This is a genomic window from Plantactinospora veratri (assembly GCF_036421995.1).
In the GTDB taxonomy this organism is placed as follows: Bacteria; Actinomycetota; Actinomycetes; order Mycobacteriales; family Micromonosporaceae; genus Plantactinospora; species Plantactinospora veratri.
Genome location: NZ_JAZGQL010000026.1, coordinates 41,009 through 64,402 on the forward strand (window position 1 = coordinate 41,009; position 23,394 = coordinate 64,402).

General features: G+C 70.5%; 19 protein-coding genes. 2 read left to right on the forward strand and 17 right to left on the reverse strand.

The window, feature by feature from the left end:
• Positions 1 to 211 precede the first annotated feature (211 nt).
• The 5 genes from V1634_RS26475 to V1634_RS26495 are packed head-to-tail and all read right to left on the reverse strand — an operon-like array spanning position 212 to position 5,793.
• Positions 212 to 1,063 (reverse strand): sugar phosphate isomerase/epimerase family protein, encoded by an 852-nt coding sequence (locus V1634_RS26475; RefSeq protein WP_331210610.1) that lies wholly within the window; start codon positions 1,061 to 1,063, stop codon positions 212 to 214.
• Between the two features lie 6 nt (positions 1,064 to 1,069).
• Positions 1,070 to 2,254, reverse strand: coding sequence for a substrate-binding domain-containing protein (locus V1634_RS26480; protein WP_331210611.1), 1,185 nt, complete (start codon positions 2,252 to 2,254; stop codon positions 1,070 to 1,072).
• Between the two features lie 11 nt (positions 2,255 to 2,265).
• Positions 2,266 to 3,249, reverse strand: a complete 984-nt coding sequence (locus V1634_RS26485) for an ABC transporter permease (RefSeq protein WP_331210612.1) — start codon at positions 3,247 to 3,249, stop codon at positions 2,266 to 2,268.
• Positions 3,250 to 3,251: 2 nt separating this feature from the next.
• Positions 3,252 to 4,226, reverse strand: a complete 975-nt coding sequence (locus V1634_RS26490; protein ID WP_331210613.1) for an ABC transporter permease — start codon at positions 4,224 to 4,226, stop codon at positions 3,252 to 3,254.
• 55 nt (positions 4,227 to 4,281) lie between these two features.
• Complete coding sequence (locus tag V1634_RS26495; protein ID WP_331210614.1) at positions 4,282 to 5,793, reverse strand: sugar ABC transporter ATP-binding protein; 1,512 nt, start codon at positions 5,791 to 5,793, stop codon at positions 4,282 to 4,284.
• Between the two features lie 516 nt (positions 5,794 to 6,309).
• On the opposite strand from V1634_RS26495, the gene V1634_RS26500 reads away from it, so the two are divergent.
• Positions 6,310 to 9,858, forward strand: coding sequence for a ThuA domain-containing protein (locus V1634_RS26500; RefSeq protein ID WP_331210615.1), 3,549 nt, complete (start codon positions 6,310 to 6,312; stop codon positions 9,856 to 9,858).
• Positions 9,859 to 9,963: 105 nt separating this feature from the next.
• Here the strand turns inward: V1634_RS26500 and V1634_RS26505 are convergent, their stop codons facing one another.
• The 6 genes from V1634_RS26505 to V1634_RS26530 form a co-directional block, all read right to left on the reverse strand.
• Positions 9,964 to 10,725 (reverse strand): SDR family oxidoreductase, encoded by a 762-nt coding sequence (locus V1634_RS26505; protein WP_331210616.1) that lies wholly within the window; start codon positions 10,723 to 10,725, stop codon positions 9,964 to 9,966.
• Complete coding sequence (locus tag V1634_RS26510) at positions 10,722 to 11,747, reverse strand: zinc-dependent alcohol dehydrogenase (protein WP_331210617.1); 1,026 nt, start codon at positions 11,745 to 11,747, stop codon at positions 10,722 to 10,724. The genes V1634_RS26505 and V1634_RS26510 overlap by 4 nt, the downstream gene beginning before the upstream one ends.
• Positions 11,748 to 11,937: 190 nt before the next feature.
• Positions 11,938 to 13,161: a mandelate racemase/muconate lactonizing enzyme family protein gene (locus tag V1634_RS26515; protein WP_331210618.1), complete on the reverse strand. Its 1,224-nt coding sequence runs from the start codon at positions 13,159 to 13,161 to the stop codon at positions 11,938 to 11,940.
• Between the two features lies 1 nt (position 13,162).
• Positions 13,163 to 13,990, reverse strand: a complete 828-nt coding sequence (locus V1634_RS26520) for a carbohydrate ABC transporter permease (protein ID WP_331210619.1) — start codon at positions 13,988 to 13,990, stop codon at positions 13,163 to 13,165.
• Positions 13,990 to 14,964: a carbohydrate ABC transporter permease gene (locus V1634_RS26525; RefSeq protein ID WP_331210620.1), complete on the reverse strand. Its 975-nt coding sequence runs from the start codon at positions 14,962 to 14,964 to the stop codon at positions 13,990 to 13,992. Before V1634_RS26525 ends, V1634_RS26520 begins: the two co-directional genes overlap by 1 nt.
• Positions 14,965 to 15,064: 100 nt before the next feature.
• A complete protein-coding gene (locus tag V1634_RS26530; RefSeq protein WP_331210621.1) occupies positions 15,065 to 16,330 on the reverse strand; it encodes an ABC transporter substrate-binding protein in 1,266 nt (421 codons plus the stop codon).
• Between the two features lie 183 nt (positions 16,331 to 16,513).
• Here V1634_RS26530 and V1634_RS26535 point away from each other — a divergent pair, with 183 nt between their 5' ends.
• Positions 16,514 to 17,260: a FadR/GntR family transcriptional regulator gene (locus V1634_RS26535; RefSeq protein ID WP_331210622.1), complete on the forward strand. Its 747-nt coding sequence runs from the start codon at positions 16,514 to 16,516 to the stop codon at positions 17,258 to 17,260.
• A gap of 90 nt (positions 17,261 to 17,350) precedes the next feature.
• Here the strand turns inward: V1634_RS26535 and V1634_RS26540 are convergent, their stop codons facing one another.
• The 6 genes from V1634_RS26540 to V1634_RS26565 form a co-directional block, all read right to left on the reverse strand.
• Positions 17,351 to 18,733 (reverse strand): RICIN domain-containing protein, encoded by a 1,383-nt coding sequence (locus V1634_RS26540; RefSeq protein WP_331210623.1) that lies wholly within the window; start codon positions 18,731 to 18,733, stop codon positions 17,351 to 17,353.
• 143 nt (positions 18,734 to 18,876) lie between these two features.
• Positions 18,877 to 19,845: a branched-chain amino acid ABC transporter permease gene (locus V1634_RS26545; protein WP_331210624.1), complete on the reverse strand. Its 969-nt coding sequence runs from the start codon at positions 19,843 to 19,845 to the stop codon at positions 18,877 to 18,879.
• Positions 19,845 to 20,705: a branched-chain amino acid ABC transporter permease gene (locus V1634_RS26550; RefSeq protein ID WP_331210625.1), complete on the reverse strand. Its 861-nt coding sequence runs from the start codon at positions 20,703 to 20,705 to the stop codon at positions 19,845 to 19,847. The genes V1634_RS26545 and V1634_RS26550 overlap by 1 nt, the downstream gene beginning before the upstream one ends.
• A complete protein-coding gene (locus tag V1634_RS26555; protein WP_331210626.1) occupies positions 20,702 to 21,358 on the reverse strand; it encodes an ABC transporter ATP-binding protein in 657 nt (218 codons plus the stop codon). The genes V1634_RS26550 and V1634_RS26555 overlap by 4 nt, the downstream gene beginning before the upstream one ends.
• Entirely contained in the window at positions 21,355 to 22,128 is a 774-nt protein-coding gene (locus V1634_RS26560) for an ABC transporter ATP-binding protein (RefSeq protein WP_331210627.1), read from the reverse strand. The genes V1634_RS26555 and V1634_RS26560 overlap by 4 nt, the downstream gene beginning before the upstream one ends.
• Entirely contained in the window at positions 22,125 to 23,315 is a 1,191-nt protein-coding gene (locus V1634_RS26565) for an ABC transporter substrate-binding protein (RefSeq protein ID WP_331210628.1), read from the reverse strand. Before V1634_RS26565 ends, V1634_RS26560 begins: the two co-directional genes overlap by 4 nt.
• Positions 23,316 to 23,394 lie beyond the last annotated feature (79 nt).

Below are 23,394 nucleotides of genomic sequence, written 5' to 3' on the forward strand. Positions count from 1 at the left end.
AGCGTGGGCCGGCAGCGGGCGCGCCCTGGGAGCCCGCCGGAACGAAACGCGGCGCTGCGGCGGCGGCGCCGATGACTCGACTACGAAGAGTTCATCATACGAATGATGTATTTGCAAGGATCGATCGACCGCCCGGGAGCGGTTGTCCCCGATGGACGTACGCCGGACCCTGCCGAGCACGGTCGGATCGACGAACACAGGAGCCGGCGCCTCAGCGGAGGATCCGCCGGAGATAGGCCAGTCCGTCCTGGGCGAGCCGATCCTGCGACGGGGCGAGCGGACGCCAGATCGACGCGGCGGTGGCGATGGTCTCGTTCTCGGCGGTGAACGACTCGATGCAGACCGCGCCCCGGTAACCGGTGGCGTCCAACGCGGCGAAGAAGCGGGGCCAGTCGAAATGGTCCGCACCGGGAGCACCCCGGTTGGTGCCGCTGACCTGGACATGCTTGATGTACGGCCCGGCCAGGGCGAGCGCGGAGTACGGGTCGGCCTCCTCGATGTTCATGTGGTAGGTGTCGATCATGATGCCGACGTTCGGCGGCAGGCCGTCGAGCAACTCCAGCGTCTGCTCGACGGTGTTGGCGACACTCGTCTCGTAGCGGTTGAGCGGCTCCACGCCGATGGAGACGCCCCGCTCCCCGGCGTGGTCGGCGACCGGCGCCAGCGCCCGCCGGAAGTCCGCGTAACATGCCGCGCGGGCCGTCCCGGTCATCCGCCACGTCCGGCCCACGGCGGCATAGACCGGACCCCCGACGCACGGCGCGCCTACCACCGCCGCGCTGTCCACACAGCCTTTCAGGTACGCCACGGTCTCCTCGACGACGGCCGGGGCGGCCTCCACGAGGTCACGCCCGGGTGGGGTGACCGCGCAGACGCCGGCCGCGGTCAGTCCGTGTGCCGCCAGCAGGTCCCGGGTGCGGACCGGATCCCAGTCGCCGGGTTGCTCGATCGGCAACTCGACCGCGTCGAAGCCGAAGGCGGCGATCCGTGGGAGCAGCTCGGCCAGCGCCTCGTCGTCGACCGGGGAGGCCCAGACCCAGGGATTGACACCGATGGTGCGCAACGTCGGCTACTTCCAGCGCTGCGGATAGCCGGGCAGGTCGGTGCAGCCACACATGGCGTAGTGCAGCGGCGGCATGTCCGGGTCGAGGTAGCTGTCCAGGTTATCCCGGGTGATCGTCGGCTGTGGCAGCTTCCACGGGTTGGCGACCTGCTGGCCGTCGAGGATCCGCAGCGCGGCGATGATCGGCGTACGCCACTGGTAGGTCGGGTAGGTCGGCGCGATCGCGGTGAGGTTCCGGTCCTTCCAGATCTTCAGGAAGTCGAGCTGGTCCTCGCCGTTGATCGGCGGCACCGGCTTGCCCGCGTCCTGGAACGCCTCGACTGCCGCCACCGCGACCGCACCGGCGTCCATCCAGACGCCGTCGATCGTGCCGTGCCGCTGGAGGTAGTCGTCGACGATCTTCTTGGTCTTGGCCGGGTCGCCGTCGGTGAACTCGACGCCGACGACGTCGACCTTCGCCCTGTCGAAGGCGACCTTCGCGGCGGACCAGCGGGTCTCCAGCACGTCGACACCGGGCAGGATCCGCAGGGCGAGCAGCTTGCCGCCGGGCTTCATCCGCTGGCTGACGAACTCGGCCCCGACGTGGCCGAACCCGTACCCACCGATGGGGTTGATGAAGGTCACCGGGCACTTCGTGTCCACGCCACGGTCGAAGACGACGACGGGCAGGCCGGCCCGGCAGGCCGCCTCGACCGCCGGGGTGAGCGTGGCGGTGGTGTTCGGCGAGACGATGAGCGCATCGCAGCTCTTGCCGAGCAGGTCGTTGATGTCCGCGATCTGCTTCTGGTCCTTGCCCTCGGCGTCGACGTGGACGAACTCCTTGATCCGGCTCCGTTGCGCCTCGACCTCGGCCTGCATGACCTTGAACCCGACCTGCCGCCACGGGTTGTTCAGGGCGGCGTTGGAGAAGCAGATCTTGTACGGGCCGGTCTTCCTGAACTTCGCGGTCTCCACCATCGTCGGGTTGAGCGCCTGCTCCCACGGCTTGTCGGCCGGCCCGGTCGCAGTGGCGGCGAGCAGCGAGAGTTCGTTGTCGTAGTCGGCCTGCACGAAAAACTTCGACTGCTCCCCCGTGCCCGCCCCCGCGGCCCCGGTGGAGGTACCCGACGGGGTCGCGGCCGGCTCGTCGGTGGCGCAGCCGACGAGCGACAGCAGGGTGACCGCGGCCAGGGCCGCCATGCGACGTCTCACTATGAATCCCCTTATCTGGATGAGAAACGCAGAGCCGAGACCGCCACGGCGCACAGGATGATCGCGCCCTGGACAGTCGATCTGAGGGCGCCGGAGACGCCGTAGAAGTTCATGAGGGCGAAGAGCAGCTCCAGGGTCAACGCGCCGAGCATCGCGCCGACCACCGAACCGCGACCGCCGCCCAGCGCGACGCCGCCGAGAACGACCGCGGTGATCGCCCCGAACTCCAGACCCGCGCCGGCCTGGAACGAGACGCCGCTGTAGCCGCCGAGCAGGATCGCCGCGACCGCCGCCGCGAGTCCGCTGAGGATGAACGCGCCGGTCCGGGTACGCCAGACCCGTACCCCGCTCAGCTCGGCCGTGCGCGGGTTGTCGCCGACGGCGACCAGCGTGCGACCGAAGTCGGAACGCATCAGCAGCACGGCCAACGCCGCGAGAACCAACAGCACCACCAGGGCGTACGGGAGACGACCGAGCAGCGGCACGTCCTCGAACGCGCGCCGGCCGAACTGGCGGAACTCCTCGGAGAGCCCGCCCTTGGGCGCGCCGTCGGACCATAGGTACACCGCGCCGACGAGGATCAGGAACATCCCCAGGGTGGTGATGAACGAGGGCACCCGCAGCCGGGTCGTGACCAGACCGTTGACCAGCCCGACGAGCGCCCCTCCGGCGAGCAGCACCAGTACCACCGGCCAGGTTCGGGACGGATCGCTGTCGATGAGCCGGGCGGCGACGACGACCTGGGCGGTGACCAGGGAACCGACGGAGAGGTCGAACTCGCCGGAGACGATCACGAAGTACTGGCCGGCGGCGAGCAGGATGACCGGCGCCGAGCGGCCGAGGAACGACATCAGCGACGGCGGCGCGAGGAAGTCGGGCTGCCGGACGGCGACGAGCACCAGCAGCACCGCGAGGATCACGAGGATCGGCAGGACACCACCGGCGCGGAACCGCAGGACGCGCAGCGGGAGCGGAGGGCGTTGGACGGTCTGCATGGCTAGGAGTCCGCCTTCCGCAGCGCCCGGCGTGCGTAGACGGCGACCGCGGCGATGATGACGGCGCCCCGGATCACCTGCTTGAAGAAGGCGTCCACCTCGAGCTGGTTGAAGATGGCGTCGATGCTGGCGAGCAGCAGCACCCCGCCGAGGGTGCCGACGACACCGCCGCGTCCGCCGGCGAGGGCGGTGCCACCGATCACCACCGCGGCGATCGACTCCAGGTCGTAGAGACCCTCGGTGCCGACCCGGGGCGCCCCCGAACCGAGCCGGCTGGCGAGGTAGATGCCGGCGAGCCCGGCGCAGAGCCCGCAGAGCACGTGCGCGGTGACGAGAACCCGGTCGGTGCGGACGCCGGAGAGCCGGGCGACCTCCGGGTCACCGCCGACCGCGACGAGGTGGTGGCCGAACCTGGTCCGCGAGAGCGCGAACCAGGCCACCCCGGTCACGGCGACCAGCAGCAGGAAGGACAGCGGTACCGGACCGATGCGCTGGTATCCGAGGCTCCGCACCAGCGCGGGTGCGGTGCTGCCGGCGGGGCCGTCGTAACCGTTGTCGAGGTACCCCTTGAGCAGCAGCCCGACGCCGAGGGTCGCGATGAACGCGTTGATCCGTAGTTTGGTGACGAGCAGCCCGTTGAGCAGCCCGACGCCGGCGCTCACGGTGAGCGCCAGGCCGACCGCCGGCAGCAGCGCGCCGTCGCGGCCCTCCATCGCCTCGGCCGCGACCAGGGTACTGAGGCTGATCACGTACGCCACCGACAGGTCGAGCGAGCCGCCGAGGATGACCAGGGTCTGACCCACGGCGACGAGCCCCAGCCCGGCGGCGACGTGCAGCAGGCTCACCGTCGTCGACTGGTTGAACAGTTGGCCGCCGTCGATGGTCACGACCAACCACCCGATCGCGAGGACGAGGGTCAGGGCCACGAAGACGCCCGGTACGGGCCGTCGGGCCGGCACGAGTGAAAGACCACTCACCGGACCGCCTCTGTTCGCGACTGCGGGGCTCGCAAAACCGGCTCACTCCTCACCCTCACCGGACCGCCTCCGGTACGGTCCCGAGTGCCAGGGCGATGACGTCCTCCTCGGTCGCGTCGGCGGGCAACTCGCCCGCGATCCGGCCGTCGCGCATGACGACGATCCGGTCACTCATGCCCAGCAGCTCCGGCAGGTCGGACGAGATCATCAGAACCGCCGCACCGTCACGGGCGAGGCGGCGGACGAGATCGTGGATCGCCGCCTTCGCTCCCACGTCGATGCCCCGGGTCGGCTCGTCGAAGAGCAGGATCCGCGGGTTGACCGCGAGCCACCGGGCCAGCACCACCTTCTGCTGGTTGCCGCCGGAGAGGAAGCGGATCTCCTGGTCGTCGGCGGCGGCCCGGACGTCGACCGCGGCGAGCAGTTCGCGGACCCGCACGGTACGGGCGGCGCGGCCGGACCGGGCCGCGAAGACGGCTCGGCTGGCGAGCAGCGCGTTGTCCAGTACGGACTGCCGGGCGACGATGCCTTCGCCCTTGCGGTCCTCGGTGACGTAGGCGACGCCGGCCCGCATCGCGGCGCGCGGCGAGCGCAGCCGGATCGGCGTGCCGTCGAGCGTGACCTTGCCGGTCGTGAACGGGGCCGCTCCGAAGAGCGCACGGGCCAACGCGGACCGCCCGGCACCCTGGAGGCCACCGACGCCGAGCACCTCACCCGCGTGCAGTTCCAGGTCCACCCCGCGCAGCTTCCGGTTTCCCCCGCCGCGGACGGTGAGCCGGACCGGACCGCGGTCCTCGGGACCGGCCCGGTCCGGGTAGTAGCTGGACAGTTCCCGGCCGACCATGTGTCGCACCAGTTCGTCGGCGGTGGTGTCCACGGTGTCCACGGTGGTCACCCGGCGGCCGTCCTTCAGGACCGTGATCCGGCCGGACAGGTCGAAGACCTCGGCGAGCCGGTGCGAGACGTACAGCAGGCCGATGCCCCGCTCCTGGAGCCGGCGTACCAGGCCGTACAGCAACTCGACCTCGTGGTCGGCCAGCGCCGCGGTGGGCTCGTCCATGATGAGCAGCCGCGCGTCGAGGGCCAGCGCCTTGGCGATCTCGACGACCTGTTGCTGCGCGACGCCGAGATGTCCCACCCGGGCGTCGGGCGGCAGGGCGGTCTCCCCGATCGAGCCGAGCAGTCGGCCGGTGCGGCCGAGCATCTCCCGGCGGTCGACGAGCCCTCGGCGTACCGGTTCATGGCCCAGGTACACGTTCTCCGCGACGGTGCGCTCCGGCAGCAGGTTGAACTCCTGGTGGATGATGCCGATGCCGGCCCGCTGCGCGTCGCGCGGACCGCGGAACGCGCGGGGTTCACCCGCGAATTCGATGGTGCCCTCGTCCGGGCCGTGTCCGCCCGAGACGATCTTCATGAGGGTGGACTTCCCGGCACCGTTCTCACCGACGACGGCGTGCACCTCGCCCGGCCCGACGTCGAGGTCGACACCGTCGAGGACGCGTACCCCGAGGAAGGACTTTCCGATGCCCCGCAGGGCGAGCAGCGGCGCCGTTCGTGGATCTGACATCGCGGAAGCCCTTACAGGTAGTAGTCAGCGAGGGGTTCTTCGCCGGGCCCGGTTTCGTTCTGTTCGGGCAGCGACGAACTTTCGGGCGCAACGCGGAGGCTTACGTTCTTCCGTCACAAACATTCGCTTGACACGAGCGAAACATCACACGTATGAAGATAGATGTTTGGATGCGGCTCCGCAATCCTCGACTTGAGGCGACTACCGGGCCCGCCACTCGATCGGCAGCGGCGCCGGACCGAGGGGCCAGACATGGCCGCCCACACCTCGGGTCGACGTGAAACGCAAGCGCAGCCATCGATGGTCTTTGATGCGAAGCCCATCCCGACACCCAGCAGGCCATGGGACGAGGAGCACACCTACGTCACGGTCTGTGACGTCCTACGGGGCTGACTGCCGTTGCGGCGAACGGCACGACGCGACCGGCACTCGCGCCCGCAGGCGTGCCCAGGCACAACCTGGCGCGCCGCGGGCCCGTGGCCGCAATCCCGTTGCCCGCCCGAACTAGGAGACGGCATGCGCCGCAACACACTGATCATCGGACTGCTCGCCGGCCTGTTACTGTCGCTCGCGCTCGTACCACCGGCGTCGGCGGCACCCGCCTTCCGCGCCCTGCTCTTCACCAAGACCACCGGCTACCGGCACGACTCGATCCCCGCCGGGATCTCGATGTTCCAGCAACAGGCGGCGGCGAACAACTTCGAGCTGGTGCACAGCGAGGACGCGAACGTCTTCACCCCGGCCAACCTCGCGACCTTCGATGTCCTCATCATGTTCCAGACCTCGGGCATGGTGTGGACCTCGGCGGCCCAGCGCCAGGCGGTGGAGGGCTTCGTCGCCGGTGGCAAGGGCATCGTCGCCGTACACAACGCCACGGACATGGGCATCGAGGGCGAGTACCCGTGGTGGGACCAGACCGTGAACGCCGGTGCGCACATGCCGGAGCACTCCCCCGGGGTGCTGCCCGGCACCGCCATCGTGGCCGACAGGAAGCATCCCTCGACGGCCAGCCTTCCGGACCGGTGGAACCGCAGCGAGGAGTGGTACAACTTCGACAAGAACCCGCGCGGCGACGTACACGTCCTGGTGACCGCCGACGAGCGCACGTACAACCCGGGCTCCCGGGCGATGGGCCCGGACCATCCGATCTCCTGGTGCCGCAACGTCAGCGGCGGCCGGGTCTGGGCGACCGCGATGGGGCACGCCGCCGAGTCCTACAGCGAGACCAACTTCCGCAACCACGTCCTCGGCGGCGTCCGGTGGGCCGCCGGCAACGAGCCCGGCGACTGCGGCGGCACCGTCTGGGGCAACTTCGAGAAGCGCACCCTCGACGACAACACCGTCGACCCAATGGCGCTGGCGGTGGCACCCGACGGTCGGGTGCTCTACGTCCAGCGGGGCGGCCAACTGAAGGTCTTCAAGCCGTCGACCAACACCACCGTCACCGCCGGCACGCTCAGCGTCTACACCGGCGGCGAGGACGGCCTCACCGGGATGGCGCTGGACCCGAACTTCGCCAGCAACGGCCACGTGTACCTGTACCACTCGCCGGCGGGCAGCACGACCGACGTCAACCGGGTCTCCCGGTACACCCTCAGCGGTGACACGCTGAACCTCTCCAGCGAGGTCCGGATCATCGACATCCCCGCGTACCGGGACCGTACGTTCCCCGAGCCCGGCCACACCGGCGGGTACATCGAGTTCGGCCCGGACGGGAACCTCTACATCGGCACCGGCGACGACACGCCGCCGAACCTCGACCCCAACTGGCAGGGCTACGCCCCGCTGGACTGGCGGTCCGGCAAGGCCAACCTCGACGCCGCCCGAACCGCCGGCAACACCAACGACCTGCGCGGGAAGCTGCTGCGCATCCGCCCTTCGGCCAGCGGCGGCTACACCGTGCCGACCGGCAACCTCTACCCGCAGGGGACCGCGCAGACCCGGCCCGAGATCTACGCGATGGGCTTCCGCAACCCGTTCCGCTTCTCGATCGACCCGGCCAACGGCTGGGTCTACCTGGCCGACTACGGGCCCGACCGGAATCCGCCGACCACCAACCGCGGCCCGGAGGGACTCGTCGAACTCAACGTGATCAAGTCCCCGGGCAACTACGGCTGGCCGTTCTGCCACGGCGACAACCAGCCGTACGCGCCGTACAACCCGGACACGGGTGCGGTCGGCGCGAAGTTCAACTGTGCCGCGCCGGTCAACAACTCGCCCAACAACACCGGCCTGACCAGCCTCCGGCCGGTCGTCGCACCCCAGATCTGGTACGGCTACGGCACCTCGCCGACCTTCCCGGAACTCGGCTCCGGCGGCTCGGCGCCGATGGGCGGGCCGGTCTACCGGTACGACCCGGCGAACCCCTCCGCGACGAAGTTCCCGCCGTACTACGACGGGGTGCACTTCTTCTACGAGTGGTCCCGCAACTACGTCAAGGAGGTCCACTTCGACTCGGCCACCACGGTCACCCGGACCAACCCGTTCCTGCCGGCCGGCAACTTCAACAAGCCGATGGACCTGGAGTTCGGCCGGGACGGCTCGCTCTACCTGTTGGAGTGGGGCACCAACTTCGGTGGCGGGAACAGCGACTCCGGGCTCTACCGGATCGACTACATCCAGGGCGGGCGCTCGCCGATCGTCAAGGCGACCGGTACGCCCACCAGCGGCAACGCGCCGCTCACCGTCCAGTTCAGCAGCGCCGGTACAACCGACCCCGATCCCGGCGACACGCTGAGCTACCAGTGGACGTTCGGTGACGGCAGCAGCTCGACCGCCGCCAACCCGTCGCACGTCTACACCGGCAACGGCAACTACACGGCGCAGTTGAAGGTCACCGACAGCTCCGGCAAGAGCAGCTTCGGCAACGTCGGAATCACCGTCGGCAACACCGCCCCGGTGGTCACCATCACGACTCCGCCCAACGGCGGCATGCTCACCTTCGGTGACAAGGTCTCGTACCAGATCAGCGTCTCCGACCCGGGCGGCGCGGCGGTCGACTGCACCAGGGTGGTCCTCAACCCGGCCCTCGGGCACGACGACCACGCGCACGAGACCACCGACTACCCCGGCTGCTCCGGCACGATCTCCACCGACCTGCTCGGCGGACACCCGGACGGCGCCAACCTGTTCTACGTGCTCAACGCGCACTACACCGACAACGGCGGCGCCGGCGGAGCGGCCCCGCTCACCGGCCGCGCGCAGGCGATCCTCCAGCCCAGGCACAAGCAGGCCGAGTACTACAGCAGCCAGTCCGGTACCCGGGTCGTCGACCAGGCCGGCGCGGAGAGTGGCAGACGGGTCGGGGACATCTCCAACAACGACTGGATCGCCTTCACCCCGATGAGCCTGTCCGGCATCACCAGCGTCAGCTACCGGCTGTCGTCGCCGTCCGGCGGTGGCACCATCGAGCTGCGCGCCGACTCGCCGACCGGCACGCTGCTGGCCACCACCCCGGTGCCCAGCACGGGCGGCTGGGACAACTACCAGTCCACCCCGCCGGTGAACGTCGGCGCGCTCGCCGGAACCCACACCCTCTACCTGGTCTTCAAGGGCAGCGCGAACAACTGGTTCGATCTCGACTCGCACACCTTCGGCGGCAACGGCGTCGGCGTACCGAACGCCGACGGCGGCATAGCGGGCCGGACCTGGACGCTCACCGCGCAGCACAGCGGAAAGCTGATGGACGTCAGCGGCGTCTCCACCGCCGACGGCGCCCAGCTCCACCAGTGGGCAGCCACCGGCGGCAACAACCAGAAATGGCAGGCCGTCGACGCCGGTGGCGGCGCGGTCTATCTGAAGGCGGTGCACAGCGGCAAGTGCGTCGAGGTGACCGGTGGCTCCACCGCGCCGGGGGCCTTCCTCCAGCAGGCCACCTGCAACAACGGCAGCCAGCAGAAGTTCACCGCCACCCCGACCGGCACCTCCGGGGTGTACACGGTGAAAAGCGTGCTCAGCGGGCACTGCGTGGACGTCGACGGCGCCGCCACCGCCGACGGCGCCCGGCTGTTGCAGTGGAACTGCCAGAACAGCACCAACCAGCAGTGGCGGTTCACCCTGGCGTGACGCCGACCGCGGCTGCCCCGGGCAGCCGGTGACGGTCCGGTCGGGACCGGTGTCCGGGAAGACGGCACCGGTCCCGACCGGGAGGTCGGTCGCCCAGGGCGTCCGTCATCGGCCCAGCCAGCCGCCGTCGACGGGCAGCACGATCCCGTTGACGTAGTCCGACGCCGCCGACGCCAGGAACACCGTGGCGCCGCCGAGGTCGTCGGCGCGGCCCCACCGGCCCGCCGGGATACGGGCGAGGATGGCCCGGTCGCGATCGGGGTCGTCACGCAACGCCCGGGTGTTGTCGGTGGCGATGTAACCGGGTGCGATGGCGTTGACGTTCACCCCACGGGACGCCCACTCGTTCGCCAGTGCCTTGGTCAGGCCGGCCACGCCGGCCTTCGACGCGGCGTAACCGGGGACGGTGACACCGCCCTGGAAACTCAGTAGCGACGCGGTGAAGATGATTTTCCCTCGACCGCGTTCGACCATCGTCCGGCCGATCTCCCGGCTCAGCACGAACTGGCTGCTCAGGTTCACCTCGATGACGTGGTCCCACATCTCGTCCGGGTGCTCGGCGGCCGGGGTACGGGCGATCGTGCCGCCGTTGTTCACCAGGATGTCGATCGGCCCGAGCGCGGTGAGGTCCCGGGCCAACCGGTGCACGGCGGCCCGGTCGGCGAGGTCGGCCCGCAGCGCGGTGAACCGGCGGCCGGCCGCCCGTACCCGGTGTTCCACCTCGCTTCCGGCCGGTTCCAACTCGGCGGAGACGCCGACGACGTCGGCACCGGCCACGGCCAGGGCCTCGGCCATGGCCAGGCCGATGCCGCGCCGGGCGCCGGTCACCACGGCGGTCCGGCCGGAGAGGTCGAACAGGTCGGTCACCGGTCGTCCTCCCGCCAGTCGACGAGTACCTTCAGCACGCCGCCGCCCTCGAGGGCCGAGAACGCGGCATTCACTGCTTCGACGGGCTCGACCCGGGAGATGAGCCGCCCGACCGGGATCGCGCCGGACGCGACCAACCGGACCGCCTCCGCCATGTCGGCCCGCTGGTACAGGCGGGCGCCGAGCAGCTCCAGTTCGCGCCAGAAGAACCGGTGCAGGTTGACCTCCCGGGGCCGGGGGTGGATCGCCACCATCACCAGCCGGCCGCGGGTGGTCAGCACGTCCACCGCCGTGGTGACGCCGGCCGCCGAGCCGGAGACCTCGAAGGCGATGTCGGCACCCGCGCCGTCGGTACGGTCGTCCACCAGCGTCACCACGTCGGTCGTCCCAGGGTCGACGGCCTCGATCCCCATCCCGTGCACGGCCGCCCGCCGGAACGGGTCCGGCTCGACGAGGAGCACCCGCGCGCCGCAGCCCTTCGCGACGGTGGCGATGAGTACCCCGATCGGCCCGCCGCCGACCACGACCACCTGGTCGTCGGCGGTCACGTTCCCCCGCCGGACGTCGTGCACCGCGACCGCGACCGGTTCGACGAGCGCCGCGTGGTCGAGCGGCAGGTCGTCGGGGAGCGGCAGGACCAGGTCCGCCGGGACGTTCCAGGACGACTGCATGGCGCCCGGCGAGTCGATGCCGAGGAAGTCCATGGCATGGCAGACGTGGGAGTTGCCGCGCCGGCAGGCGGCGCACTCCCCGCACGAGCGGGTCGGCATCACGGTGACGGCCCGGCCGACGGACCAGCCGGTGGTCTCCGCCCCGACGGCCGCGATCCGACCGGACATCTCGTGCCCGATGATCGCCGAGGCGCCGACCCGGGCATCCATGTCCCCGTGGTAGATGTGCAGGTCGGTACCGCAGATCCCGGTGTAGGCCACCGCGATCCGCAGCTGGCCGGGACCGGGCGGTTCCGGGTCACGTTCCTCGACCGCGAGGTGCCGCGCCCCCCGGTAGACGACTGCCTTCATCGATCCTCCGTCTCGGTGGTCGGTACGTCGTTCCTGCCGGCCGGGCACGACCGTGGGTACACCGCCGTGGCGGAGCAGCCACGGTCTCCTGCTCCGGCGGCCAGGAGCCTGGCGAGGGCCGTGGGTCGTCTGAACTGTCTGTGCGAGGAGGGCACCCGGATGTCCTTTCGGTGCGCAGAGGCGGTCTGGGTCAATGGCGTGCGGTGGGCGACACGTCGTTGTGGGAGTGCAGCGGTGCGCCGGAGAACCGCCGTACCGGAGCGACGCCGTCGACCCCGGCCAGCAGTCGCCGTCCGGCCCGCTCCGGCCGGACGTGGGGGCCCTCGGAGGTCTGCGCCTGCGGGCGCCGGGTGGTCGCCCGGATCCGGTCCTCGTCGACCCGGACCCCCAGACCGGGCGAGTCACCGAGCACGAAGGCACCGTCCTCGACGTGCAGGTCGACGGAGATGCCGACCGGTGGCGTCAGGTCCTGCAACTCGCTGGTCAGGTGGTTCGGCACCGAGGTCGCGGCGTGCAGCAGCCCGACCGGGCTGTTACCGATCGGGCTGACCGGCAGGTCATGACCGTGGGCCAGCGCGGACGCCCGCAGGAAATGGGTGACCCCCCAGACGGCGGCCATCTGCACGATGTCGACGGCACCGGCGGCGATCAGTGGACGGTACTGCTCCAGCCCGGTGAGGTTCTCCCCGGTCGCGACCGACGCGCGGATTCCCCGGCCGACGGTGGCGAGACCCTCGGCGTCCCAGCGCCGGACCGGCTCCTCGATCCAGATGAGGTCGAGGGTGCGTTCGAGTTCGCAGACGTGCCGGACGGCCTGCTTGCGGGTCCATGCCTCGTTCACGTCGAGCATCAGGCCCGGCCGCAGCCCGTGCCCGGCCTCGGTCAGCACATCCCTGACCAGGCAGAGGCGATGCCGGTCGCGCTCGATGTCGAGGCCGCCCTTGAGCTTGGCCGCCCGCAGGCCGTACCGGGCGTAGACCTCGTAGGCCGAGACGAGTTCGTCGTCGGACAGCCCGATGTCCAGGCCGGATGCGTAGGCGGGGACCCGGCGGTCGCGTCCGCCCAACAACCGCCACAGTGGCTCGCCGGCCGCCTGTGCCTTGATGTCCCACAGCGCGGTGTCGAGTGCGCCGATGGTGCCGAACACCGGGCCGGCGTGCCCCGCCTTGAAGGTGTGCCGCAGCATGCGGTCGTAGAGGGTCGTCACGGCGCGTGGGTCTTCGCCGTCGATGGCCGCGAAGATCCGCTCGATTTCCACGTGCGGCCCGATGCCGACCCCCGAGATGCCCTCATCGGTCTCGACGACGACGATCGACACCGGAACCACCCCGTCGGCGAAGACACCGTTGGCGTCACCGACGGGCCGCCCCCACTCCTGCACCGTGGTGAGTGTCCGATATCCAGTGATCCGCATGTCAGCCCTTCGTGGAACCGGCGGCGACGCCGTCGGCGATCTGGCGCTGGAGGAACAGGTAGACCACCAGGACGGGAAGAGCGGCGATCAGGACCCCGGAGGCGAAGGTGGGAATGTCGTCGGAGTACTGGCCCCGCAACGAGGTCACGCCGACCATGAGGGTGCGGTGGTCGGCCGACGGCATCATCACCAGCGACATGAGGACGTCGTTCCAGCAGAACAGGGCGTTGAGGATGCCGACCGACAGCAGCGCCGGGGTGCCCAACGGCAGCATGATCCGGCGGTACACCCCGTAGACGTTGTTGCCGTCGATCCGGGCCGCGTCGATGATCTCGGTCGGGATGGTCCGGTAGTAGCTCGTCATCAGGAAGACGGTGAAGGGCAGGAACTGGGCCACGTAGACGAGGATCAGCCCGGGGTAGGTGTCGATGAGACCGTTGTCTGCCATGATCCGGGCGAGCGGCACCATGATCACCTGGAATGGCACGAACAGTCCCGCGAGGCAGCCCAGGAAGAGCGCCCTCGAACCCCGGAACCGCAACCGGCTCAGGGCGAAACCGGCCATCGAGCCGAAGAGCAGCAGCAGGACCACCGACGACGTCACCACGAGCAGGGAGTTGACGAAGTACCGGCCCATGCCGACGCTGCTCCACGCCGTGCCGATGTTCTCCCAGCGCAGGGCGTCGGTCAGGGAGAACCGGTCGAGGATGTAGTCACGCCGGGTCTTCATCGCGACGTTGGCGGTGAAGAGCAGGGGGTAGATCGTCGCGAGCGCGAGCAGCGCCATCGGGATGGCGACCAGCCACCGGCCCAGACGGATCCGAGTCATCAGTCCTCCCTCCCCGCCCGCTCGAGCAGCTTGATCTGGAGTAGCCCGACGACGAGCATGATCACGAAGAGCACCGTCGACGCGGCCGACGCCAGGGCCGGGCGGCTCAGCTGTCCCTGCTGGATCCAGATGTAGTACTCCGGCAGGTACGTCGACCCCTCCGGACCACCGTTCGTCATGACGTAGAGCAGGCCGAACATGGAGGTCAGCATCCCGATCATCGTGGTCACGAAGACGAACTGGATGGTGCGCGACAGCGCTGGGACGATCACGTGCCAGATCACCTGGGGTAGCGACGCCCCGTCCACCCGGGCCGCGTCCAGCAGCGCGGCGTCCAGGGTGGCGAACCCGGCGAGGAACACCACCAGGGCCATTCCGAAGGTCGCCCAGACATGCACGCCGACCACCACGAACATCGCGACGTCCGGGTCCCCGAGCCAGTCCACCGGACCGACGCCGACCGACCCGAGAACGGCGTTGAGCGGGCCGTCGAAGGCAAGCAGCAGGTTGAAGATCGCGCCGACGATGACCGGGGAGAGCACCGCGGGGAAGAAGTAGACGCCGCGGTAGAGCCGGTGACCGGGCACCCGGAGGTAGATGAACGTCGCCAGCAGCCCGGGGACCGCCACCGCCGCCGGAAGCAGCAGCACCAGCAGTCCCACGTTGCCCAGCGCGGTCCGGAACAGCGGATCGCGGAACAGCTCCAGGTAGTTGTCGAGGCCGACCGCCACCCCGTTCCGCTCACCGTCGCCGGTGAAGGAGAAGTTGACCCCGAGCAGCAGCGGGTAGAGCCGCAGCAGCACGATGATCAGGACGGCCGGGGCCACCAGGACGTACGGGGCGAAGCGCTCGGCCCGTACGCCGCCGGCACGCCGGGAACGGGCGCTGCGACGGCGGGTGGCGGACCCCGCGGCCCCGGCGGGGCGCCCCGGGCGGGGCGGCCGGACCGACGGCGGCACAATTACGCTCGGCACGGGGCGGTGCGCGGGGGGGGGGGGCCCCCCGGGGCCCGGGGGGGCCGCGGGGGGGGGGCGGGCCGCCCCCACGGCTGCACATTTCCGATCGGCACGGGGTTCAACCCGCCTGGTCGGAAGCGGCCAGCTGCTTCACCACCTCGTCGACGCTGATCGAGCCACTGAGCAACTGCTGGGAGAGCCGACCCATCAGATCCAGCGTCTTCGAGGAGAGCGCCACGTGCAGGGCCGGCTTGCCGCCCTTGAGCTCGGAGACGATCGTGGCGACGGCCGGACCGCCCTGCGACACGTCGATCGTGGTGTCGGCGGCGATCGCGCCGGCGTCGGCGTAGAAGGCCTTCAGCGCGTCGGTCGAGGTCAGCGCCCGTACCAGGTCGGCGGCCACCTTCGGGTCCTTGGTCCACCGGGCGACCCCGTAGCCGATACCGCCGTCGTAGGGCAGGCTCGGGGTGGTCCCGGCGGTGACGACCGGGGCGTCCATGACACCGAGTTCGTCGGTCGTCAGGAACTCGGTGAAGTCCTTCCAGTGCCCCACGTCCGACATCAGCCCGATCACGTGGGCGGCCTTGCCGGACTGGAAGAGCGCGAAGGAGTCGTTGAACATCGCGGTCGAGTTGGCCCCGTCGTTGTTCAGACCCGCGTCGCCGGCCTCCTTCCAGAGTTGGAAGACCCGCTTGACGTTCGGCGAGGTCCAGTCGCGCTTGCCGGCGATCCAGTTGTCGTACTCCTGGGCGGTGAGGATGCCCGACGCCAGCCCCGAGAGCCAGAACTGGATCCCGACGCCCTCCTTGTTGCCGAGGGCGAAGCACTTGGCACCGGCCTTGGCGATGGCGGCGCAGTCGGCGACGAACTCGCTCCATGTGGTGGCCGGGCCCGCCGGATCGAGTCCGGCCTTCCGGTAGAGCGCCTTGTTGTAGTAGATGGGGTGGCCCTGGAGCGTGACCGGACCCGCGTAGATCTTGCCTTCCGCGGTGAACGCCTCCCAGCCGGCCAGCCGCTGCCTGTCCGCGGCGACGTACTCGTCCAGCGGCACCAGCGCGTCCACCCGGTCACGGATCTGACCGCCCCCGTTGAAGAGGATGACGTCCGGGCCCTTGCCGGACTGGATCGCCGCGCCGAGCAGCGTGTAGTACTGGTCGAAGGGCTGGGCGACGAACTCGACCGTCACGCCCGGATGCTTCTTCGCGAAGTCCGCCTTCGCCTTCTCGATGTAGGGTGCGGCGGAGGGCTCGCCGGACTTCCAGTCCCAGACCACGAGTCTGCCCTCCGAACCACCCGGCGAGGAGTCCGATCCGGTGGCACTTCCACAGCCGGCCAGCGCCAGTCCCACAACGAGGACGGCCGACCACATTGCTCGTTGTTTCATCGTTGTCACCCTTTGAACGTGGGTGGTCGGCGCACCGACCGTCCGGGCATCACCATTGCGCGGAAACGTAACTCGTATGATGTCTGTCGTCAACGGTCCACCCGTACACTGGCCCTCGGGCACCGGGCTACCGGCGCGGTGGGCCACCCGGAGGGGGACATGACGCCATCGCAGGAAACCGCCTTGAATACTTCAGCGCCCCCGGCCTGGACACGCCGACCGGCCAACCTCGCCCGGGCCGTCACCGCTGAACTGGTGGAGCGGATCGTCCGGGGGACGCACCCGTCCGGGACGTCGCTTCCCCCCGAGCCGGTGCTCTGCGAGACCTTCTCCGTGAGCCGGACCGTCGTCCGGGAGGCAGTCAAGATCCTTCAGGAGAAGGGATTGGTGCAGGTCCGCCAGGGCGCCGGCACCATGGTCACCCCGCAGTCGTCGTGGGACATGCTCGACGAACTCGTACTCGGGGCCACCATCGCCGAGGACGACAGCCTCGCCATCCTCGACGACCTCGTCGTCACCCGCCGGGTGCTGGAGTCCGACATGGCGAACGTCGCCGCCCGGCTGGCCGACCAGGAGACGATCGAGCGGTTGGGCGCACTGGTCAAGCGGATGGACGAGCTCGTCGACGACACCGTCGCCTATCACGAGCACGACCGCGCCTTCCACGACACGATCATGCAGGCGTCCGGCAACCGCATCGCCCGCGGTGTCGTACGGGCGCTGGAGAGTCAGGTCGTCAACACGGCCCGGTACATGGGCCGGACCGAACGTTCGCTGTGCGTGGCGTCCAACCGAGGGCACCGGCGCATCTACGAACGCATCGCCGCCCACGATCCGGACGCCGCCGCGGAGGCGATGTTCACCCACATCACCGAGGCCTGGCTCGTCCGCCGCAGCGGAACGGCCAGTCCCAGTCGTCTCCAGCGGTGACATACCGCCGGAAGGACGGGCTCCTGGCCCACAACGGATGCCGGCACCCCTGCTCGCCACGAACCCGCCCGTCCGGTCGTCCGACCTGTCTCAGGAGAACTGCGCGAAGAACCGCCAGATCTCACCCTTGGTCCAGGTGGTGATCCCACTCTCGGCGTAGCTCCCGTCCACCGGCCCGGGCATGTGACCGTTGTCGAACGCGGCCCACTGCACGGGGTAGCCGGACCGACAGCCCGAGTAGCTCGTGGTGACGTGCGTCCGGCTGCCCGCCCCCGGCTCCGGCGGACTCTGGGCGGTGCAACCGTTGTTGCGGACGAAGGTGTCCCGCAGCGACCGGCCCTGCGAGATGTTGAGGACGTTGTCCGAGATGCCGTGCAGCCCGAAGTACGCGATCGGCTGGGTACCGCCGCTACATCCGCTGATCTGGGCCCCGGCGATGACCGCGACGGCCCGGAACACGGTGGCCCGCGCGCAGGCGAGCGCGTAGCTCATCCCGCCGCCCCAGCTGAAACCGAGGGCGAAGCGCTGCCTCGGGTTGACGCAGAGGTCACTCTCGATTCGCTGGATCATGTCGTCGACGAAGGTCACGTCCTCGCCGCCGGAATTGCCCCAGCCGTTGCCGAGCCCCTGCGGCGCGACCAGGATCGCGCTGTCGTTGGACTGCTCCTGCTGGCCGTAGTAGGACCAGGCCGCCCCGCTGGTGCCGCCCGAGGAGATCTCCTGCATGGTGCCGCCCCGCCAGTGGAAGGCGAAGATCAACCGGTACGGGTTGGTGTTGTTGTAGTTGGCGGGCATCCGCAGGATGAAGGAGCGGCTCTTGCCGTTGCTCTGGATCGTGTGCGTGCCGCTGGACAGCGTCGGGGCCCTGCCGCAGCCGGTGCCGCCCGTCGGCGGGTTGCCGCCGTCGACCCGGGCGAGTTGCCACTGCTGGTTCGCGCCGTTCCAGTCGGAGTACTGCACGACGTTCCCGCCGTCCGCCGAGGATGCGCCCTGCACCTCGACGACCTTGCCGCTGTGCCGGCTGATCAACCGCACGTAGCCGGAGTCGGAGTCGGCGAGCCGGAACTGCTGGTTCGTCGCGTTGAGGTCCGACCACTGCACGATCGCACCGCCGTCGGCGGTCGACCGGTCGTACACGTCGAGCACCTTGCCGGAGTGTCGGGACTTCAGTCGGTAGTAGCCACCGCCCGAGTCCACGAACTGCCACTGCTGGTTCGCGCCGTTGTTCCGGGTCCACTGGCTGATCCGCGCGCCGTCGTTGGTGGCCGAGGCGTACAGGTCCAACGCCTTGCCGCTGTTCCTGTTCACCAGGACGTACCAGGCGTTGGTGTCCACCGTCGCCGCCGACGCGGGCGTGGGGTTCACCGCGACCAGCGTGCCGGCCGCGACGACCGCCGCCGCCGCGACGGCCAGCCCTGAGCGCCAGCGACGTCTCGGTGCAGAGGCGGGACGAGCCGCACCGGTGGCCTTCATGATTCCGCTCCTTCGGTCGGGGCGCGGGCGAGCAGAACGGACGCGTACGCCCGAGGTATAGAAGTTAGCGCTCACATCGTCATACGTCAAACGACTGCTGTCTATCCCTCCGTACCGGAATCCGGGAGCCGGGAGCGGCCCGGCTACCCCGTTCCGCCCGCCGCCCTGCGGGTCAACCGGTCGCGTACCGCCGGCACGATGCCGTGCGGCAGGAACATCACGACCAGCACGAGCAGGACCGCGTAGACGGCGTAGGAGAGCACGCTCGGTGCGTAGCCGGGCATGCCGGGCTGGGTGCCGAGCGTGTTGAGCACCTGGACGAGCAGGATGATCGCGGTGGCGCCGACGAGGGCGCCCCACAGGGTGCCGAGCCCGCCGACGACGGCCATCACCACGTACTCGATGGAGAGCAGCACCGGAAACGAGCCCGGCGCGAGGTAGCCGAGATAGAAGGCGTAGATGCCGCCGGCCAGCCCGGCGAACGCGGCGGAGAGCGCGAAGACGGTGAGCCGGTAGCGCCCCACCGGCACACCGCAGGCCGCCGCGGCGGTCTCGCCGCTGGCCAGGGCGTGCAGGCCACGGCCGGGCCGGGAGGCGACGATGTTGCGGGCCACCAGCAGGGTGAGCGCGACGGCGGCCCAGACCAGATAGGCGTAGGAGAGGTCGTCGGCGAACTCGTAGCCGCCCACCGACAGCCGCGGGATGCCCTGCAGGCCGATGGCACCGCCCGCCCAGTCCGCCCGGGCGACCAGGGAGAGCAGGATCAGTTGCATGGCGAGGGTGGCGAAGGCGAGGTGGTGACCCCGCAGCCGCAGCAGCGGCACCCCCACGACGACCGCGAACGCGGCGGAGACCAGTGGCGCGGCGAGCAGGCCGAGCACCGGTGGCAGGCTGTGCACACTGAGCAGACCGGCCGTGTAGCCGCCGATCGCGTAGAAGGAGGCCTGCCCGAGGGAGATCTGCCCGGCGTACCCCATCAGCAGCGACAGCCCGACGGTGACCATCACGGCAAGGCCGAGCAGGATGTAGACGGTCAGGTGGCTGCCGGACAGCAGCGGCGGCAGGGCGAGCGTGCCCGCCGCCACCGCCGCCGCCGGCGCCCACCGCGCCATCAGGCCGGCTCCTGCTCGGCCACCGGCGTCCGCGCGGCCTGCCTCAGCATCACGGCGAGCAACAACACCAGCGCCACCTCCATCTGGTACGCGGCATTGCCGTAACCGGCCACGAAGGACTGGGCCACGCCCAGCAGCAATCCACCGACCAGGGTGTGCAACGGCCGCGTCAACCCGCCGAAGACGGCGGCGGCGAAGCCACCGATGATCAGCGTGACGTCGTAGTCGAAGGTGACGAGCTGGATCGGCGTGACGAGCACTCCGGCGAGCCCGCCGAGCGCACCGCCGATGCCGAAGGCCAGCAGCCCCATCCGGACGACGTCGATGCCGACGACCCTCGCGGCGTACGGGTTGGAGGCGCACGCCGACAGTGCCCGGCCGATGTCGGTACGCGCGAACAGCGCCGCCGTGCCGGCGAAGACGACGGCCGTCGCACCGATGATGAGCAGGTAGTGGGCCTGGAAGCGGACACCGGCGATCTCGACCGCACCGGGTACCCCGGCGAACGACCGGGGCTGGTCACCCCAGAGCAGCACCTCGACCGCGTACGCGAAGACGGCCAGCCCGAGCGTGATGATCAGCGACGCGCCGGGTGGCGTACCCGGCCTGCCGATCGCGACCAGCCCGACGAGCAGCCCGGCACCGGCACCGACCGCCACGGCGGAGACCTCGGCCAGGCCGTGCGGAAGCCCGCTGGCCAGCAGCGTCGACGCGGTCAGTGCCGCGATCACCGCGAACGAGCCCTGGGCGAAGTTGACCACCCGGGTGACCCGGTGGACGACGACGAGGCCGCTGCCGACGAGCGCGAAGGCGCATCCGCCACCGACGCCGGTGATCAGGTACTGGAGGAACTCCGTCACCCGGCCACTCCCAGATAGGCGTCGGCGACCCGTGGGCTGGCGGCCAGTTCCGCCGCGGTCCCGGCGGCGACGACCCGCCCCGCCTCCAGCACGTATCCCCGGCCGCAGAGGTCGAGGGCGAGCCGGGCGTTCTGCTCGATGAGGAGCACGGCGAGACCGCGTTCGGCGTTCAGCTCCCGCAGGTGCCGCACCAGGTCGGCGACGACGAGCGGGGCGAGGCCGAGGGAGAGTTCGTCGATCGCCAGCACGTCCGGCCGGCCCATCAGCGCCCGACCGACCGCCACCATCTGCTGTTCCCCACCGGAGAGCTGACCGGCGCGGCGGCGCCGCAACGGGGCCAGCCCGGGCAGGATCTCGTAGATCGGGCCGGTGTCGCGGTTGCGGACACGCCAACCGCCGAGCCGGAGGTTGTCGTCGACGGTCAGGTCGGGAAAGACCTGGCGTCCCTCCGGTACGTGGGCCAGCCGGCCGGAGATCGTCACCGTGCCACCGGCCGGCCGTCGAATCCCGGAGAGCGTGTCGACCAGGGTGGACTTCCCCGCGCCGTTCGGGCCGATCAGCGCCACCATCTCCCCGGCCGCCACGGTGAGACTGACCTCGTGCAGCGCGACCGCGACGCCGTACCGGACGGTGAGGTCGACGACGTCGATCACGCGGACACCCCCGTTCCGAGGTACGCGGCGACAACCGCCGGATCGGCCCGGATCGCCGCGGGAGTGCCCTCGGCGATCACCCGGCCGAGGTCGAGTACGGTGACCCGGTCGGCCAGCCGGGTCACGAAGGCGACATCGTGCTCGACGACCACCATCGTCAGGCCGCCCGCCCTCAACTCCTCGAAGAGTCCGGCCAGCGCGTCCCGCTCGGCCGCGCGCAGCCCGGCCGCGGGCTCGTCGAGCAGGAGCAGGCGGGGGCGGCCGCAGAGCGCGCGGGCCACCTGGAGAGCCCGCTGCTGCCCCAGCGGCAGCGACTCCGCCGGCCGGTCCGCCCAGCCGGCGAGGCCGACCCGGTCCAACGCCTCCCGGGCGCTCTGCCGGATCTCCCGCTCCTCCCGACGGTGCACCGGCAGCCGGAAGACCGCGCCGGCAAAGCCTCCTCGGGTGACGGCGTGCGCGCCGACCATCGCGTTCTCCAGCGCCGTCATGCCGCGGAAGATCCGGGCGCCCTGGAAGACGACACCGATCCCGAGCCGGGCCCGGCGGTGGGCCGGCAGCCGGTCCACCCGGGTACCGGCGAGCGCGATCGCGCCGGTACGCAGGGCCAACTGGCCACCGACCAGGTTGAACAGGGTGGACTTGCCGGCGCCGTTCGGCCCGATGACGGCACGCAGTTCCCCGTGCGCGACGTCGATGTCGACCTCCCGCACCGCGTACACGCCGCCGAAGGCGTGCGAGACACCGGCGACCCGCAGCAGCGGCTCGGTCACCTCCCCGCCACCGCAGCGAGCTGCTCCCGCGCCCAGTCGGTGGGGACGAACGCGCCGCCCCGCACCGTGTTGACCGAGATGTAGTCGGCCTTGAGGCCGGCGTGGTCGGTGGCGCTGTAGGTGTAGGTGCCGTTCGGGGTGGTCACCGTCAGCCCTTCCAGGGCGTCCCGGATCTTTTCCCGGTCGGTGCCGCCGGCCTTCTCGATCGCGGCGACGAGCAGCCGTACCCCGCTGTAGCCGTCCTGGGCGAACTGGGGTGGCGGGTACCCGTGCTTGCCGCGGAACGCACCGGCCAGTTCGTCGATCGCCCGCTTCTGCTCGCCGTCCGGGAGGGTGTCACCGACCACGCCGATCGAGCTGGCCACCAGCGCGCCCTCGGCGGCCGGGCCGACCGGGTCCAGCCAGAGCCTGCTGGCCTGCGCCCCGGTGAAGACCACCGGCACGTCGAGCCCGGCGGTGGCGTACTGCTTGGCCAGCGCCACCCCGGGAGCGCCGGTGGCCCAGACGACGAGCGCCTGCGCCCCCGAGGAGCGGACCTGGTTGAAGACGGCCGAGAACTCGGTGGTGGTGGTCTGGAACTCCGGGCTGGCGGTGAGGGTGACGCCGTGGCCGGGCGCCTTTTCCCGGGTACCGTCGAAGCCGGCCTTGGCGTAGGAGCTGCGACCGTCGTAGGCGACGGCGATCCTGGTGATGTCCTGCGCCTTGAGGTACTGCAGGATCCGGTCCGCATAGGTCGCCGAGGTGGCCGGCACGACGAAGACGTACGGGTGCACCGGGTCGACCTGCTCGTCGGCCGGGGTGAGCGAGATGTACGGGATCTTCTCCCGGTCGACCAGCGGGATGGTGGCCAGGGCGGAGTTGGAGAAGGGCGAGCCGATCACGGCGGCGACGTCGCGGCCGCGGAGGTCGTTGAAGGCGAGCACCGACTGGTCGGGCTGGCTCTTGTCGTCGCGGACGATCAGCTCCACCGTGCGGCCGAGCACCCCGCCGGCCGCGTTGATCTGCTCGACCGCGAGCGCCACGGACTTCTCGTTCTCGGTGCCGAGTGGTGCGTAGTTGCCGGTCAGGGAGACGATCTGGCCGACCCTGATCGGGCCGGCACCGCCTCCGGTGGACGATTCGCCGCCGCAGCCGGTCGTGGCGACCGCCACGACGAGCGCGACGGCGGATACGGCGGTACGTCGCACGGTTGCCTCCCACGACGAGGGAAAGCCACGAGGCAAAGCTCTGTCACGGAGACGCTAGACATCTATCGCACGCCGGTCA

What these genes read in the sequence shown, in the direction of transcription:
- V1634_RS26485 (WP_331210612.1), bottom strand. Translation starts at nt 3,249, where the DNA reads ATGCAGACCGTCCAACGCCCTCCGCTCCCGCTGCGCGTCCTGCGGTTC.
- V1634_RS26495 (WP_331210614.1), bottom strand. Translation starts at nt 5,793, where the DNA reads ATGTCAGATCCACGAACGGCGCCGCTGCTCGCCCTGCGGGGCATCGGA.
- V1634_RS26500 (WP_331210615.1), top strand. Translation starts at nt 6,310, where the DNA reads ATGCGCCGCAACACACTGATCATCGGACTGCTCGCCGGCCTGTTACTG.
- V1634_RS26510 (WP_331210617.1), bottom strand. Translation starts at nt 11,747, where the DNA reads ATGAAGGCAGTCGTCTACCGGGGGGCGCGGCACCTCGCGGTCGAGGAA.
- V1634_RS26515 (WP_331210618.1), bottom strand. Translation starts at nt 13,161, where the DNA reads ATGCGGATCACTGGATATCGGACACTCACCACGGTGCAGGAGTGGGGG.
- V1634_RS26520 (WP_331210619.1), bottom strand. Translation starts at nt 13,990, where the DNA reads ATGACTCGGATCCGTCTGGGCCGGTGGCTGGTCGCCATCCCGATGGCG.
- V1634_RS26530 (WP_331210621.1), bottom strand. Translation starts at nt 16,330, where the DNA reads ATGAAACAACGAGCAATGTGGTCGGCCGTCCTCGTTGTGGGACTGGCG.
- V1634_RS26540 (WP_331210623.1), bottom strand. Translation starts at nt 18,733, where the DNA reads ATGAAGGCCACCGGTGCGGCTCGTCCCGCCTCTGCACCGAGACGTCGC.
- V1634_RS26545 (WP_331210624.1), bottom strand. Translation starts at nt 19,845, where the DNA reads ATGGCGCGGTGGGCGCCGGCGGCGGCGGTGGCGGCGGGCACGCTCGCC.